Source organism: Diaphorobacter sp. MNS-0 (genome assembly GCF_019602835.1).
Lineage (GTDB): Bacteria > Pseudomonadota > Gammaproteobacteria > Burkholderiales > Burkholderiaceae_C > Diaphorobacter > Diaphorobacter nitroreducens.
The window spans coordinates 445,784-459,790 of sequence record NZ_CP080761.1; the positions used below are offsets into that span (position 1 = coordinate 445,784).

A 14,007-nucleotide genomic window follows, 5' to 3' on the forward strand; every position below is an offset into this window, starting at 1 on the left:
GCAGCATGTTGACCAAAAAAGAGCAGCGTCTTCGTCGTGCCCGCCAGACCCGCATCCGCATTGCCCAGCAAGGTGTCGCGCGTCTGACGGTCAATCGTACGAATCTCCATATCTACGCCAGTGTGATCTCCGGCGATGGCAGCAAGGTGCTGGCCAGCGCATCCACGGCCGAAGCCGATGTGCGCAAGTCGCTCGGTGGCTCGGGCAAGGGTGGCAACGCCGCTGCAGCCCAGATCATCGGCAAGCGCATCGCTGAGAAGGCGAAGGCGGCCGGTGTCGAGAAGGTTGCATTTGATCGTGCAGGTTTTGCATACCACGGCCGCGTGAAGGCCCTGGCCGATGCAGCCCGTGAAGCCGGCCTGCAGTTCTAAGCGGAGCGGAATACAAAATGGCTAAATTTCAACCCAAGGTACAGAGCGAAGGTCAGGACGACGGTCTGCGCGAAAAAATGATCGCGGTCAACCGCGTGACCAAAGTCGTGAAGGGTGGCCGCATTCTGGGCTTCGCTGCGCTGACGGTGGTTGGCGATGGTGACGGCCGCGTGGGCATGGGCAAGGGTAAGTCCAAGGAAGTGCCCGCCGCCGTGCAAAAGGCCATGGAAGAGGCACGTCGCAACATGGTGAAGGTGTCGCTGAAGAACGGCACCATTCACCACAACGTGACGGGCCACCACGGCGCAGCCGTGGTGATGATGGCCCCGGCCCCCAAGGGTACCGGCATCATCGCTGGCGGCCCGATGCGCGCCGTGTTCGAGGTGATGGGCATTACCGATATCGTGGCCAAGAGCCACGGTTCGTCCAACCCTTACAACATGGTTCGCGCCACGTTTGACGCCCTGACCAATTCCACTACGCCGGCCGAAGTGGCCGCTAAGCGCGGTAAGACGGTCGAAGACCTCTTCGCTGCCTGATAGGGAGGCGTGCAATGACAACGCAACAAACCATCAAGATTCAACTGGTGCGCAGCCCGATTGGCACCAAAGAATCGCACCGCGCTACCGTTCGTGGCCTGGGTCTTCGCAAGCTCAACAGCATCAGCGAACTCAAGGACACGCCTGAAGTGCGCGGCATGATTAACAAGATCAGCTATCTGGTCAAAGTCCTCTGAGAGGTTGATGATGGAACTCAATAGCATCAAGCCCGCAGATGGTGCCAAGCACGCCGCGCGCCGCGTTGGTCGCGGCATTGGTTCCGGCCTGGGCAAGACCGCTGGCCGTGGCCACAAGGGACAAAAGTCCCGCTCCGGGGGGTACCACAAGGTGGGCTTCGAAGGCGGTCAAATGCCTTTGCAGCGCCGTCTGCCCAAGCGCGGCTTCAAATCGCACCTGCTGAAGTTCAATGCGGAAATCTCCTTGACCGCCCTGGAAAACCTGGGGTTGGCTGAGGTGGATGTGCTGGCGTTGAAGAACGCAGGACTGGTGGGCGAGCTGGCCAAGGTGGTCAAGGTGATCAAGAGTGGCGAGATTTCCAAGGCTGTGAAGCTGTCGGGAATCACCGCAACTGCTGGCGCCAAGGCTGCCATCGAAGCGGCCGGCGGTAGCCTGGCCTGATCTGGTTCTGACGAAAGGCATCTGTGGCTACTAACGCAGCTCAACTGGCAAAAACCGGTAAGTTTGGCGATCTACGCCGGCGTCTGGTCTTTCTGCTGCTCGCGTTGGTTGTGTACCGCATCGGCGCGCACATTCCCGTTCCTGGGATTGACCCGGCGCAGCTGCAGCAGTTGTTCAGTGGCCAGCAGGGCGGCATTCTCAACCTTTTCAATATGTTTTCGGGTGGAGCGCTCTCGCGCTTCACGGTCTTCGCGCTGGGGATCATGCCGTACATCTCGGCATCGATCATCATGCAGCTGATGACCTATGTGGTGCCCACATTCGAGCAGTTGAAGAAGGAAGGGGAGGCCGGGCGCCGCAAGATCACGCAGTACACCCGTTATGGAACGTTGGGCTTGGCGATTTTCCAATCGCTGGGTATTGCGGTGGCTCTGGAGAGCTCTGCAGGTCTCGTGTTGAGTCCGGGCTTCGGCTTCCGGCTCACGGCAGTGGTCAGCCTGACCGCCGGCACGATGTTCCTGATGTGGCTGGGTGAACAGATCACCGAGCGTGGCCTGGGCAACGGTATTTCGATCCTGATCTTTGCCGGTATCGCCGCGGGTCTGCCCAGTTCTATCGGTGGTCTGTTGGAGTTGGTGCGCACAGGGGCGATGAGCATCCTGGCAGCCATCTTCATCGTGATCGTCGTGGGACTGGTGACGTACTTCGTCGTCTTCGTCGAACGTGGTCAGCGCAAGATACTGGTGAACTATGCGCGGCGCCAGGTGGGCAACAAGGTCTATGGTGGGCAATCCTCCCATCTGCCTTTGAAGCTCAACATGGCCGGTGTGATTCCTCCAATCTTTGCATCGTCCATCATCCTGCTGCCTGCAACCATTGTGAATTGGTTCAGTGCGGGAGAGTCGATGCGGTGGTTGCGTGATATTTCTGCGGCACTGACGCCCGGCCAGCCGGTCTATGTGATGTTCTACGCCGCGGCGATCATCTTCTTCTGTTTCTTCTACACGGCTCTGGTTTTCAACAGCCGCGAAACGGCAGACAACCTGAAGAAGAGCGGAGCATTCATTCCAGGCATCCGCCCGGGTGAACATACCGCGCGCTACATCGACAAGATCCTGGTGCGGCTGACGCTGGCCGGGGCTGTTTACATCACATTCGTGTGTTTGCTGCCCGAGTTCCTGATCCTGAAGTACAACGTGCCGTTCTATTTTGGTGGTACGTCGTTGCTGATCATCGTTGTCGTGACGATGGACTTCATGGCTCAGGTACAGAACTACATGATGTCGCAGCAGTACGAGTCGCTGCTGAAGAAGGCTAACTTCAAGACGACATTAGGTACCTGATGTCCGTGTGCCTTTGGCGAATGCGCTATAGTCGCGGGTTCGCCAAGAAGCAACGGCTTATTGATGCCCTTCGATCCATCGCGGGCACTTATTTTGTGTTCCGCGCACTGGGCCGGAACGATTGGACAAGTTTAGGAGAATGCAATGAGGGTTTCGGCTTCGGTCAAGAAAATTTGCCGTAACTGCAAAATCATCCGCCGTAAGGGCGTTGTGCGCGTGATCTGCACGGATCAGCGCCATAAGCAGCGCCAAGGTTGATTGGGAAGTATTAGAGGACGAACATGGCACGTATTGCTGGTATCAATATCCCGCCCCATCAGCACACCGAGATTGGCCTGACGGCCATCTACGGGATCGGGCGTACCCGTGCTCGCAAGATTTGCGAGGCATGCGGAATTGCTTATTCCAAGAAGGTCAAGGAATTGACCGATGCCGATCTGGAGAAGATTCGCGACCAGATCGCTCAGTTCACCATCGAAGGTGACCTGCGCCGTGAGACCACGATGAACATCAAGCGACTGATGGACATTGGTTGCTATCGCGGTTTCCGTCATCGTCGCGGTCTGCCGATGCGTGGTCAGCGCACGCGCACCAACGCACGCACCCGCAAGGGCCCGCGCAAGGGTGCAGCGGCACTGAAGAAGTAAGATTCTGAAAGATCACTATGGCTAAATCTCCTGCCAATAATGCCGCGCAACGTGTGCGCAAGAAGGTTCGCAAGAACATTTCGGACGGCATCGCCCACGTGCACGCCTCCTTCAACAACACGATCATTACGATCACCGATCGCCAAGGCAACGCTCTGTCCTGGGCTTCTTCTGGTGGCCAGGGTTTCAAGGGTTCGCGCAAGTCGACTCCTTTTGCTGCTCAGGTGGCATCGGAAGTGGCCGGTCGCGCAGCCATTGAACAAGGCATCAAGAACCTCGATGTCGAAATCAAGGGTCCCGGTCCTGGCCGCGAATCCTCGGTGCGCGCGCTGGGCGCTCTCGGCATCCGCATCACCTCCATCTCGGATGTGACGCCTGTGCCCCACAACGGTTGCCGTCCCCAGAAACGCCGCCGTATTTAATTGGTTTCATAAGCCCACCGCCACCGATCGCCTGGTGCGATGGTGGCTCCCGCAGTCCGCTGCGGCAGTCGATTCAAGGATATAAAAAGTGGCACGTTATCTCGGCCCTAAGGCCAAACTCTCCCGCCGCGAAGGCACCGACCTGTTCCTGAAGAGCGCACGCCGCTCTATCGCGGACAAGGCCAAGTTTGATTCGAAGCCAGGCCAGCATGGCCGTACTTCCGGTGCGCGTACGTCAGACTATGGTCTGCAACTGCGCGAAAAGCAGAAGGTCAAGCGCATGTATGGCGTGCTGGAAAAGCAATTCCGCCGCTATTTCGAGGCCGCTGAGCGCCTCAAGGGCAACACGGGAGCTAATTTGCTCGGCCTGCTCGAGTGCCGCCTGGATAACGTGGTGTACCGCATGGGCTTCGGCTCGACCCGTGCCGAAGCGCGTCAGCTCGTGTCCCACAAGGCCATCACGGTGAATGGTCAGAGCGTCAACATCGCATCCTATCTGGTCAAGGCCGGCGACGTGGTTGCGGTACGCGAAAAATCCAAGAAGCAAGCACGTATTGTTGAAGCCTTGCAACTGGCGCAGCAGGTGGGCATGCCCGTTTGGGTCGAAGTGAATGCCGACAAGGTAGAAGGTACCTTCAAGAAGGTCCCGGATCGCGATGAGTTCGGTGCAGACATCAACGAATCCCTGATCGTTGAGTTGTACTCGCGTTAAACCATAGCTTTAAGTTAGCCGAAATCGTCCCTGAACCGCGAGGCATCGCGGTTTAGGCGCTTCACCAGCCTTACCGGTGTAACGAGCTGGGGGTATTGAGAGGAAGTCTGCATGCAAACCAATTTGCTGAAACCCAAGGCAATCAATGTCGAGCAACTTGGCCCCAACCGTGCCAAGGTGGCGTTGGAGCCTTTTGAGCGCGGTTACGGGCACACGCTGGGCAATGCCATTCGCCGTGTACTGCTCTCTTCCATGGTGGGTTACGCAGCAACGGAGGTGACGATTGCCGGTGTCTTGCACGAATACTCGTCCATTGACGGCGTTCAGGAGGATGTGGTCAACATCCTGCTGAACCTCAAGGGGGTGGTGTTCAAGCTGCACAACCGTGACGAAGTCACGCTGAGCCTGCGCAAGGATGGCGAAGGCGTCGTCACGGCGCGCGACATCCAGACGCCGCACGACGTTGAAATCGTGAACCCCGAGCACGTCATTGCCACGCTGTCCGCGGGCGGCAAGCTGGACATGCAGATCAAGGTGGAGAAGGGCCGCGGCTACGTGCCCGGCAACCTGCGCCGCTACGCGGACGAGGCGACGAAGTCCATTGGCCGTATCGTGCTGGATGCTTCCTTCTCGCCGGTGAAACGCGTGAGCTACACCGTTGAGAGCGCGCGTGTGGAACAGCGCACGGACCTGGACAAGCTCGTCGTCGAGATCGAAACCAACGGCGCTATTACTGCCGAGGACGCGGTCCGCGCTTCCGCCAAGATTCTGGTGGAACAACTGGCAGTGTTCGCGCAGCTGGAAGGCGGTGAGTTGGCAGCTTTCGATGCGCCGGCAAGCTCTCGCGGCGCTGCGACCTTCGATCCGATCCTGCTGCGTCCTGTGGACGAACTGGAACTCACCGTTCGCTCCGCCAACTGCCTCAAGGCGGAGAACATCTATTACATCGGTGATCTGATTCAGCGAACCGAGAATGAACTGCTGAAGACGCCGAACCTGGGTCGCAAGTCGCTCAACGAGATCAAGGAAGTGCTCGCTTCGCGCGGCCTGACCCTCGGTATGAAGCTCGAGAACTGGCCTCCGGCAGGGCTCGACAAGCGTTAAGTTATAATCTTAGGCTCTCTGAAAAGAGCCAGTGCCTCGGGCAGTACCTGATACGGCTGCCCGATTTAATTACATCAAAGGAAAGCACCATGCGCCACGGACACGGTCTCCGTAAACTCAATCGCACCAGCTCGCACCGCCTCGCGATGCTGCAGAACATGATGAACTCGCTCATCGAGCACGAGGCCATCAAGACCACATTGCCCAAGGCCAAGGAACTGCGCCGCGTGATCGAACCCATGATCACCCTGGCCAAGGAAGATTCCGTTGCGAATCGCCGCCTGGCTTTCAATCGCCTGCGTGATCGTGACAGCGTGACGAAGCTGTTCAACGACCTGGGTCCGCGTTTCAAGACGCGTCCCGGCGGCTACACCCGCATTCTGAAGATGGGCTTCCGGGTGGGCGACAACGCGCCCATGGCGTACGTCGAACTGGTTGATCGTTCTGAGACGCCTGAAGTTTCTTCCACGGAAGCTTAAATATAGGTTATAATTTCTGTCTACCGCGCGATGGAGCAGTCTGGTAGCTCGTTGGGCTCATAACCCAAAGGTCGGAGGTTCAAATCCTTCTCGCGCAACCAAATTCTGGCAGTCAAAAAAAGGCCCACCTCGGTGGGCCTTTTTGTTTTTGTTCAGGCTGCTCCGCTTCTTGAATCTGCGGCGCGCGGGACCCGAGGGCGGACGGAAACGGCCCTCTGTTGTCTTAGGTCCCCCACGTGGTTGGGTTTCAGGACATGCCGACGACTGGCGCGCGTCCTATTGATACGTACCCCAGGCCGAAGCGCGCAATGGTCTCGGGGTCATAGAGGTTGCGTCCGTCAAAGACCATACGGTCGTGGAGCGCATGGGCCATCTGCGCAAAGTCGGGCACGCGGAAGATTTTCCATTCCGTCACGATGGCCAACGCGTCCGCTCCTTCCAATGCCTCGGTGGGACTGCCGCACAGCACCAGGTCGTCACGCTCTCCGAAAATGCGCCGGGCCTCGTCCATGGCGGCCGGGTCGTGGGCGCGCACCTGGGCGCCTGCCGCCCACAGGCTCTGCAGGAGGTAACGGCTGGGCGCTTCGCGCATGTCATCGGTTTCCGGCTTGAAGGCCAGCCCCCAGACCGCGATGGTCTTGCCGCGCAGGTTGCCGCCGTAGTGCGCAATGATGCGCCGCGCCAGCAACTGCCGCTGCGCGTCATTGCGGCTTTCGACCGCCAGCAGCAGATCGGGGGTGAAGCCAATGGACTGGGCCGTGTGGATGAGGGCCTTGACGTCCTTGGGAAAGCAGCTCCCGCCGTAGCCCACGCCGGGATAGATGAAGTGGTAGCCAATGCGCGGGTCACTTCCGAGCCCGCGGCGCACGTCTTCGATGTCCGCACCCAGTTGCTCGGCCAGGTTGGCCATTTCATTGATGAAGCTGATCTTGGTGGCCAGCATGGCGTTGGCGGCGTACTTCGTCAGTTCGGCGCTGCGTACATCCATCATCACGATGCGATCGTGGTTCCGATTGAAAGGCGCATACAGCTCGCGCAACTGGCGCTCGGCCTGGGGTGCGCGTGTACCGATGACGATGCGGTCGGGCCGCTTGCAATCGGCGACGGCAGCGCCTTCCTTGAGGAATTCGGGGTTGGACACCACCTCGAATGCCAAGGCCACGCCCCGCGTCTCCAGCACCTTGCGTACGGTATCGGCGACCTTGTCGGCCGTGCCCACGGGGACGGTGGATTTATTGACGATGGTCTTCGGCTCGGTCATGTGCGTAGCGATGGTGCGCGCGACGGCCAACACATGCTGCAGGTCGGCGCTGCCGTCCTCATCGGGCGGGGTGCCGACGGCGAGAAAGATCAGCTCCCCATGGGCCACGCCCTGAGCAGCGTCAGTAGTGAAGCGCAGGCGGCCTGCCGCCTGGTTGGCTTTCACCAGGGGCTCCAGCCCCGGCTCGTGGATGGGGATATGGCCCGCCTGCAGCGCGGCCACCTTGGCGGCATCGACGTCCACGCAGATCACATCGTGGCCGACGTCGGCCAGCACTGCACCCTGCACCAGGCCGACATAGCCGGTGCCAAAAACCGTAACTTTCATGATGGATAGAAGTCCTTGTACCAGTGGACGAAGCGCGCCACGCCGTCCCGCACGGGCGTATGGGGGGCAAAGCCGACCCAGGAAGCCAGCGCCGACATGTCGGCCGCCGTGCTGTGCATGTCGCCGGGTTGTAGTGGAAGCATGCGCTTGAGGGCGACAATCCCCAACGCCTCCTCCAGCGCATGGATGTAGTCCATGAGCAGCGTAGGAGCGCTGTTGCCGATATTGAAGATACGGTAGGGCGCGTGGCCCGTGCCGGGCGACGGCGACAGTGGATCGAATGCGGCGTCGGGTGTGGCGGGCTTGTCGAGTACGCGCAATACGCCCTCGACGATGTCGTCGATGTAGGTGAAGTCACGCACCAACTGACCTTCGCCGTAGACGTCGATCGTCTCGCCCGCAAGCATGGCACGGGTGAACTTGAAGAGCGCCATGTCGGGCCGCCCCCATGGCCCATACACCGTGAAAAACCGCAGGCCCGTGGTCGGAATGCCGTACAGGTGCGCGTAGGCATGCGCCATCACCTCATTGGCCTTCTTGGTCGCCGCGTAGTAGCTGACGGGATGGTCCACCGCGTCGCGCTCGGAGAACGGCAACTTCGCGTTGCCTCCGTACACGCTGGAGCTGCTGGCAAACACCAGGTGCTCCACCTGCTGTGCGCGGCAGCCCTGCAGGATGTTGCCGAAGCCCAGGAGATTGGAGTCGGTGTAATCGTCGGGTTGGTCGATGGAGTAGCGCACGCCGGCCTGTGCCGCCAGATGCAACACCCGATGGGGACGCACCCGCGCAAACAGCGCATGCATGGCGTCGCGGTCGGCGACATCGATCTGCTCGAAAGTGAAGTCGCTCTGACAGTGCAAGCGGTCCAGGCGCGCGTGCTTCAGGCCGACGTCATAGTAGGCATTGAGGTTATCGATGCCCACCACCCGTTCGCCGCGCTCCAGCAGCCGCTGCACGCAATGCATGCCGATGAAGCCGGCGCAGCCGGTGACCAGGGTGACGCTCATGGTTGTGTGCCGCGTGGGCTCCAGATGTATTCGTAATGGGCCAGGGGTGTGCCCGCGCGCACCATGTGGAAGGGCAGGTGGATGGACTGCAGCGCACGCGGCGCGATGCGGGCCTGGGCCTGATCCCACCAGCTCGACGGAACGTAGTCGGTGCGTGAAATCAAGAGCAGGCCTTGCCCCCGCTGCACGCTGCGGCGCAAATGGTCCGCGACGCAGGTCGGGATCTCGTCTTCGCCCGGCGCACAGGCGTCCACCAGTGCGTCGGGAAAGCGCACCCGCAGCATACCGGCCAGCATATGGTCGGATGCGACGATGGGGCTGGTGCCGTCATAGCCCGCGGCGCGCAGGGCGTCCGCCAGTTCGATGGACGGGTGGTTCAGCTCATCCACCTCGCCGCGCAGCCCGCTGAACCAGGGGCGTATGCCGGCAGCGACCAGCAGGATGACGGCCATCGTGGCCACGGCGATCGTGTAGCGCCGTGCACGGGGATGGTGTTGCAATTCGGGCCGCGCAGAGAAGGCGGCCAGGGGTGCCATACACAGCAGTGGAAGTATCCAGCGGCCCTTGAAGTTGCTCACGCCTGCAAACACCACCATGCCGGCCAGCGCCAGCAACACCAGGCCCAGGTAGCGCACGAACACGCGGTGCATCGGCGGCGACACCGGCGCCAGCGGCCGCTGCCACCAGGCCGAACGGAAAGCCCACAACGCGAACAGCGCCCACAGCAGCAGCGTGCTGGGGACCACGCCCTCCAGCAGCCTCAGCAGGCCCTTGACCAGCCCGTTTTCAGGCTGGATGTTCATCTTGCTGATGGTGCCGGACGTCGCCTCGGTGAGGTGCGACAGCAGCCATGCCACATGCGGCAGCACGACCAGCAGGCCCACCAGGGGCGCCCACCACCAGCCGCGCGACAGCAGCGCGCGGCGCGCCTCGGGTACCGACAGTGCCGCCAGCAGCATGGCGCCCGCCACCAGCGCGAAGCTGTACTTGGCCAGCATGCCGAAGCCGCACACCAGCCCCAGCAAGGCAAAGTCCAGTGGCCGGGGGCGCCGCACGATGCGCAGCAGCAGCCACCACGCGCCACAGGCCATCGCCGTGACGAGGATGGTATGGGTCTGGTCGCGGACCGAATACCAGCCCAGCGCGGGCATCAGCACCATGCTCGCCGACGCCCAGAAGGCCCCCCGCTCGTCCAGCAGTTCCCGCCCGGCCAGGTACATGAGCGAATACGTCAGTGCCAGCAGCCCATGCTTGAGCAGCGACAGTGCCAGCACGCTGGGGCCGAACACCTGGTTCATCGCCCATTGCAGCCAGGTGTACAGCGGCGGCTGCGGGCCGTAGCCCAGTGCCAGCTCCTGGGTCCACAGAATCTGCTCGGCCTCATCCCACTTCAGCGCGGGCGAAGCGAGCAGGCGCATGGCCACGTGCGCCAGCGAGATGGCCGCGAACCAGAACAGCGGGTGGGTCCAGGGAAGGCGGGACGAAAGCGCGCGGGGCGCGGTGGAGGCGGTCATGGGGCAAGGGGAAAGTAGCGCACTGTGTGCGTCCGGCGGGCGCGAACGCGCGGGGCGCGCGAGGCACAATCGCAGCCATTATCCCGCTACAACTGTTTCCTTGATGAACACCGCCCCTACTCCAACGCCCGACGTCTCCATCGTGGTGCCGATCTACAACGAGGTCGAGAACCTGCCCGACCTCGTGGAGCGCATCGCGCAGGCGATGTCCGCGCAGCCGCTCAGCTTCGAACTGCTGGCGGTGGACGACGGCTCGCGCGACGGCAGCGCCGACACGCTGCGTGAACTGGCGGCCACGCGCCCCTGGTTGCGCCCGGTGTTCCTGGCACGCAACTACGGCCAGTCGAGCGCCCTGCAGGCGGGTTTCGATCGCGTGCGCGGCCGCTATGTGGTGACGCTGGATGCCGACCTGCAGAACGAACCCGGCGACATTCCGCTGCTGCTGGAGCGCCTGGAGACAGACTCCAGCGTGGACATGGTCAGCGGCTGGCGCAAGGACCGGCAGGACGCGGAGCTGTCGCGCAAGCTGCCCTCGCGCATCGCCAACCGGCTGATCTCCAGCGCCACGGGCGTGCACCTGCACGACTACGGCTGCGCGCTCAAGGCCTACCGCCGGCCCATCATCGACCGTATCCGCCTCTACGGCGAGCTGCACCGCTTCATCCCGTCGCTGGCCAAGGAGGCGGGCGCGCGCATCACTGAAGTGCCGGTTCGCCACCATGCGCGCACGCGCGGCGTGTCCAAGTACGGCATCGACCGCACCTTCCGCGTCATCCTGGACCTGATCCTCATCGTCTTCTTCATGCGCTACCGCCAGCGCCCGCTGCATGCCTTTGGCGGGCTGGGGCTGTGGCTGGCTGCGCCGGGCGTGCTGATCCTGGCCTGGCTGCTGCTGCAGAAAGTGCTGGGCGAGGACATCGGCGGCCGGCCGCTGCTGCTTGCCGGCGTCATGCTGGTGCTAATGGGCGTGCAGATGGTGGTGGCGGGCCTGATCGGCGAGCTGCTGATGCGCATCTACCACGAGGCCGGCGGGGCACCGCAGTTCCATGCGCAGGAATATGTGCCGGATTCAAGAGTAAATATGCCTGCGGCGCGCGACCAGCAAGCGCAAGCAGCTACTAATAAGATAGCGTGAAACGTCCGTTCAAGGCCCTGCTGCGCGGCCTGGTGGGCCTGGCCCTGCTGGGCGCAGTGGTGGCGCTGGCCGATCCGTCCCGCGTGTGGAGCCAACTGCGCCAGGCCCAGCCAGTGTGGCTGCTGGCGGGGCTGCTGGCGGGCATCGCTTCCAACCTCGTCTCGGCGCTGCGCTGGCGGGCATTGGCGCGGTGGCTGGGCGCCGACGCGAGCGCGCGCGATGCCTGCCGCTGGTACTTCCAGGCCATCGGCCTGAATGCGCTGCTGCCGGGGGCCGTGGTGGGGGGCGACGTGTACCGCGCCGTGGTACTGCGTGGTGCCGGTCAGGACACGGCGGCCTCCAGTTGGTCGGTGGTGCTCGACCGGCTGAGCGGCCTGTGGATGCTGTGCGCCATCGGCGGCCTGGGCGCTGCCGCCTGTGCCGACGTGCTGGCGCCCTGGCTGCGGTTGCCAAGGGGACTTTTCATCGCGCTGATGCTTGTGGGCACGCTGCTGTGGCTGGCGCTGCCGTGGTGCCTGCCTGCGCTGCTGCGCAGCCGCCGGATTGCGGGCGGCTGGCTCGCGCCGCTGCGTGAAGCCGCAACGCGCCCCGACTTCCCGCGTCAACTGGTCTGGCAGGCCGGGGCATCGGCGGCGGTGCAGCTGCTGTCGGCCGCGGCGCTGGCGGGGGGCGGGCTGGCACTGGGCGTGGCGCTGCCGGCCAGCGTGTGGGCCTGGGCGATCGCGCCTGTGTTCCTGATGGCGGCGCTGCCGGTGAGCGTGGGCGGCTGGGGCACGCGCGAGGCGGCCGCCGTGGCCGCGCTGGCCCCCTTCGGCGTGGCCGCGTCCGCCGCCGTGGGCGTGGGCGTGGTCTATGGCGTCTACGGCCTGGCGCAGGGCGCGCTGGGGGCGCTGGCGTTCGGCCTGCCGCGCAGCGCGGGGCGGTAGGCCCGGGCGCTGGCCCGCGATGGCCTGGCCATCATTGGCGTACTTTTATCAAATTGATAGCACCTTGCGATGGATGGATAAGCGCTGGAGGTCAATTGGGCTTGAAATGAAGGGCGTGCCCGCGCCGACCATGCAGCGGCGCCGTGCCCGTGCATGCCGGTCGGAAGGGGCACTGGCGCTGCCGGCGCCGGGGCGCCGGCGCGATTCAGCCGTGTTCGCCCGCGGCCTCTGCGTCCCGCTTGATCTGCAGCGCGCGCTCGTACAGCGTGTTGCGCGAGGCGTGCGCGATGTCGGCCGCCAGTTTCACCGCGGTCTTGGTCGGCAGCTCGTCCAGCAGCAGGCGCAGCACGCGCTCGGCCTCCGCACCGTCGCCCGGCGTGGCCGCCAACGGGTGCAGCAGCACCACGAACTCGCCCTTGACCCGCTGGGGAGCGCCGGCCAGCCAGGCGGCCAGCTCCCGCGCGGGATGCGTGGAGACTTCCTCGAACTGCTTGGTGAGTTCGCGCGCGAGTGTCACCGGCCGCTCGCCCAGGTCCGCCAGTGTGTCGGCCAGCGCTGCGATGCGGTGCGGCGCCTCCAGCAGTACCACGCAGCGCGGCTCGGCCGCCAGGCGCTGCACCGCGGCCGTGCGTTCGGCGCCCTTGGGCGGTAGAAAGCCCGCGAACAGGAAGCCGCCGCTGTCCGCGGTGGGGGCCACCGCGCCCGCGACGCTCAGCGCGCTCGTCACGCTGCTGGCGCCCGGCAGCGGAATGCAGCGCAGCCCCGCGGCCTGCACGGCCGCCACCAGGCGCGCGCCGGGATCGCTTACCCCGGGCGTGCCGGCGTCGCTCACGTATGCCACGCGCTGGCCGGCCTGCAGTTGCTGCACCACCATCTGCGCGGCCTGCGCCTCGTTGTGCTGGTGCAGCGCGAGCAGGCGGTCGGAGGGCTTGTCGATGCCGTAGGCGCGCAGCAGCGACTGGGTGTGGCGCGTGTCCTCGCACGCCAGCGTGTCGGCCAGTTGCAGCACGTGCAGCGCACGCAGTGTGATGTCGGCCAGGTTGCCGATGGGCGTGGCGACCACGTACAGGGCGCCCTGCGGATAATGCTGCGCGGCCGCCGCATCGCGCGCGGCGCTCAAGGCAGAGGCAAAAGAGGCGCTCAATGGGATTCCTCGGCAAGAAGGTGAATGGCAGTGCGCCCGCGCGCACCACGCGTGCCGCGGGACAGGCGGCGGAAGACCGCGCGCTGGCCCATCTCACGGCGGCGGGCCTGGCGCTGGTGGAGCGCAATTATCGGACGCCGGGGCGCGGCGGCGGAGAGATCGACCTGATCCTGCGCGAGCGCGACGGCACGCTGGTGTTCGTGGAGGTGCGCAGCCGCGGCGCCAGCGGCTACGGCGGCGCGGGCGGCAGCATCGGCGTGGCCAAGCAGCGGCGCATCGTCTTTGCCGCGCAGCACTACCTGCTGCGCTGGCCCGCACCGCCGCCGTGCCGCTTCGATGCGGTGCTCATCGAGGGCGACCGGCTGCAGTGGCTGCGCGGCGCATTCGACGCCGCGTAGCGCGCGGCCTACCGTTTGCTACAGGCGCCGCGATACCCC

18 protein-coding genes and 1 tRNA gene are annotated in these 14,007 nt (G+C 63.9%); 15 read left to right on the forward strand and 4 right to left on the reverse strand.

Translation table 11 applies throughout. The features are described 5' to 3' along the window. The first annotated feature begins 5 nt into the window (after window positions 1–5). The 12 genes from rplR (at window position 6) to K2L43_RS02225 (ending at window position 6,357) form a co-directional block, all read left to right on the forward strand. A complete protein-coding gene (gene rplR / locus K2L43_RS02170) occupies window positions 6–371 on the forward strand; it encodes a 50S ribosomal protein L18 (RefSeq protein WP_011803859.1) in 366 nt (121 codons plus the stop codon). Between the two features lie 17 nt (window positions 372–388). After that, the gene (gene rpsE / locus K2L43_RS02175) at window positions 389–910 is read left to right on the forward strand and encodes a 30S ribosomal protein S5 (RefSeq protein WP_011803860.1); all 522 of its coding nucleotides are present in this window, start codon (window positions 389–391) and stop codon (window positions 908–910) included. Window positions 911–924: 14 nt separating this feature from the next. Beyond that, a complete protein-coding gene (gene rpmD / locus K2L43_RS02180; protein WP_012655443.1) occupies window positions 925–1,107 on the forward strand; it encodes a 50S ribosomal protein L30 in 183 nt (60 codons plus the stop codon). 10 nt (window positions 1,108–1,117) lie between these two features. Next, on the forward strand, window positions 1,118–1,549 hold the full coding sequence (gene rplO, locus K2L43_RS02185) for a 50S ribosomal protein L15 (protein WP_011803862.1): 432 nt from the start codon (window positions 1,118–1,120) through the stop codon (window positions 1,547–1,549). 23 nt (window positions 1,550–1,572) lie between these two features. Next, complete coding sequence (secY, locus tag K2L43_RS02190) at window positions 1,573–2,892, forward strand: preprotein translocase subunit SecY (protein WP_011803863.1); 1,320 nt, start codon at window positions 1,573–1,575, stop codon at window positions 2,890–2,892. Window positions 2,893–3,036: 144 nt separating this feature from the next. Then, window positions 3,037–3,150 (forward strand): 50S ribosomal protein L36, encoded by a 114-nt coding sequence (gene rpmJ, locus K2L43_RS02195; protein WP_003050535.1) that lies wholly within the window; start codon window positions 3,037–3,039, stop codon window positions 3,148–3,150. A gap of 23 nt (window positions 3,151–3,173) precedes the next feature. Next, a complete protein-coding gene (gene rpsM, locus K2L43_RS02200) occupies window positions 3,174–3,539 on the forward strand; it encodes a 30S ribosomal protein S13 (RefSeq protein ID WP_011803864.1) in 366 nt (121 codons plus the stop codon). Window positions 3,540–3,556: 17 nt separating this feature from the next. Next, complete coding sequence (rpsK, locus tag K2L43_RS02205; protein ID WP_011803865.1) at window positions 3,557–3,961, forward strand: 30S ribosomal protein S11; 405 nt, start codon at window positions 3,557–3,559, stop codon at window positions 3,959–3,961. 88 nt (window positions 3,962–4,049) lie between these two features. Beyond that, window positions 4,050–4,673, forward strand: coding sequence for a 30S ribosomal protein S4 (gene rpsD / locus K2L43_RS02210; RefSeq protein WP_012655444.1), 624 nt, complete (start codon window positions 4,050–4,052; stop codon window positions 4,671–4,673). 111 nt (window positions 4,674–4,784) lie between these two features. Continuing rightward, on the forward strand, window positions 4,785–5,777 hold the full coding sequence (rpoA, locus tag K2L43_RS02215) for a DNA-directed RNA polymerase subunit alpha (RefSeq protein WP_011803867.1): 993 nt from the start codon (window positions 4,785–4,787) through the stop codon (window positions 5,775–5,777). Window positions 5,778–5,866: 89 nt separating this feature from the next. Beyond that, window positions 5,867–6,256 (forward strand): 50S ribosomal protein L17, encoded by a 390-nt coding sequence (gene rplQ, locus K2L43_RS02220; protein ID WP_047350282.1) that lies wholly within the window; start codon window positions 5,867–5,869, stop codon window positions 6,254–6,256. Window positions 6,257–6,280: 24 nt separating this feature from the next. Continuing rightward, window positions 6,281–6,357, forward strand: a tRNA-Met gene (locus tag K2L43_RS02225). Between the two features lie 146 nt (window positions 6,358–6,503). Here the strand turns inward: K2L43_RS02225 and K2L43_RS02230 are convergent. The 3 genes from K2L43_RS02230 to K2L43_RS02240 are packed head-to-tail and all read right to left on the reverse strand — an operon-like array spanning window position 6,504 to window position 10,365. Continuing rightward, window positions 6,504–7,844 (reverse strand): UDP-glucose/GDP-mannose dehydrogenase family protein, encoded by a 1,341-nt coding sequence (locus K2L43_RS02230; RefSeq protein ID WP_220638411.1) that lies wholly within the window; start codon window positions 7,842–7,844, stop codon window positions 6,504–6,506. Then, a complete protein-coding gene (locus K2L43_RS02235; protein ID WP_220638412.1) occupies window positions 7,841–8,851 on the reverse strand; it encodes an NAD-dependent epimerase in 1,011 nt (336 codons plus the stop codon). The genes K2L43_RS02230 and K2L43_RS02235 overlap by 4 nt, the downstream gene beginning before the upstream one ends. Beyond that, complete coding sequence (locus K2L43_RS02240; RefSeq protein WP_011803871.1) at window positions 8,848–10,365, reverse strand: glycosyltransferase family 39 protein; 1,518 nt, start codon at window positions 10,363–10,365, stop codon at window positions 8,848–8,850. Before K2L43_RS02240 ends, K2L43_RS02235 begins: the two co-directional genes overlap by 4 nt. A 103-nt stretch (window positions 10,366–10,468) precedes the next feature. Here K2L43_RS02240 and K2L43_RS02245 point away from each other — a divergent pair, with 103 nt between their 5' ends. Both K2L43_RS02245 and K2L43_RS02250 read left to right on the forward strand, forming a co-directional pair. After that, window positions 10,469–11,500, forward strand: a complete 1,032-nt coding sequence (locus tag K2L43_RS02245; protein ID WP_220638960.1) for a glycosyltransferase family 2 protein — start codon at window positions 10,469–10,471, stop codon at window positions 11,498–11,500. Next, window positions 11,497–12,426: a lysylphosphatidylglycerol synthase transmembrane domain-containing protein gene (locus tag K2L43_RS02250; RefSeq protein ID WP_220638413.1), complete on the forward strand. Its 930-nt coding sequence runs from the start codon at window positions 11,497–11,499 to the stop codon at window positions 12,424–12,426. Before K2L43_RS02245 ends, K2L43_RS02250 begins: the two co-directional genes overlap by 4 nt. Before the next feature lie 205 nt (window positions 12,427–12,631). On the opposite strand, the gene rsmI is transcribed toward K2L43_RS02250, so the two are convergent. After that, window positions 12,632–13,570 carry a 16S rRNA (cytidine(1402)-2'-O)-methyltransferase gene (rsmI, locus tag K2L43_RS02255; protein ID WP_220638414.1) on the reverse strand — a complete coding sequence of 313 codons (939 nt, stop codon included), beginning with the start codon at window positions 13,568–13,570 and terminating at the stop codon, window positions 12,632–12,634. Here rsmI and K2L43_RS02260 point away from each other — a divergent pair. Further along, window positions 13,570–13,968, forward strand: a complete 399-nt coding sequence (locus K2L43_RS02260; RefSeq protein ID WP_135149859.1) for a YraN family protein — start codon at window positions 13,570–13,572, stop codon at window positions 13,966–13,968. The two genes, rsmI and K2L43_RS02260, sit on opposite strands and share 1 nt — an antisense overlap. Window positions 13,969–14,007 lie beyond the last annotated feature (39 nt).

Excerpts from the sequence above, each read along its gene's own strand:
- rplR (WP_011803859.1), top strand. The coding sequence starts at position 6 with ATGTTGACCAAAAAAGAGCAGCGTCTTCGTCGTGCCCGCCAGACCCGC.
- rpsE (WP_011803860.1), top strand. The coding sequence starts at position 389 with ATGGCTAAATTTCAACCCAAGGTACAGAGCGAAGGTCAGGACGACGGT.
- rpmD (WP_012655443.1), top strand. The coding sequence starts at position 925 with ATGACAACGCAACAAACCATCAAGATTCAACTGGTGCGCAGCCCGATT.
- rplO (WP_011803862.1), top strand. The coding sequence starts at position 1,118 with ATGGAACTCAATAGCATCAAGCCCGCAGATGGTGCCAAGCACGCCGCG.
- rpmJ (WP_003050535.1), top strand. The coding sequence starts at position 3,037 with ATGAGGGTTTCGGCTTCGGTCAAGAAAATTTGCCGTAACTGCAAAATC.
- rpsM (WP_011803864.1), top strand. The coding sequence starts at position 3,174 with ATGGCACGTATTGCTGGTATCAATATCCCGCCCCATCAGCACACCGAG.
- rpsK (WP_011803865.1), top strand. The coding sequence starts at position 3,557 with ATGGCTAAATCTCCTGCCAATAATGCCGCGCAACGTGTGCGCAAGAAG.
- rpoA (WP_011803867.1), top strand. The coding sequence starts at position 4,785 with ATGCAAACCAATTTGCTGAAACCCAAGGCAATCAATGTCGAGCAACTT.
- rplQ (WP_047350282.1), top strand. The coding sequence starts at position 5,867 with ATGCGCCACGGACACGGTCTCCGTAAACTCAATCGCACCAGCTCGCAC.
- K2L43_RS02230 (WP_220638411.1), bottom strand. The coding sequence starts at position 7,844 with ATGAAAGTTACGGTTTTTGGCACCGGCTATGTCGGCCTGGTGCAGGGT.
- K2L43_RS02235 (WP_220638412.1), bottom strand. The coding sequence starts at position 8,851 with ATGAGCGTCACCCTGGTCACCGGCTGCGCCGGCTTCATCGGCATGCAT.
- K2L43_RS02240 (WP_011803871.1), bottom strand. The coding sequence starts at position 10,365 with ATGACCGCCTCCACCGCGCCCCGCGCGCTTTCGTCCCGCCTTCCCTGG.
- K2L43_RS02245 (WP_220638960.1), top strand. The coding sequence starts at position 10,469 with ATGAACACCGCCCCTACTCCAACGCCCGACGTCTCCATCGTGGTGCCG.
- K2L43_RS02260 (WP_135149859.1), top strand. The coding sequence starts at position 13,570 with ATGGGATTCCTCGGCAAGAAGGTGAATGGCAGTGCGCCCGCGCGCACC.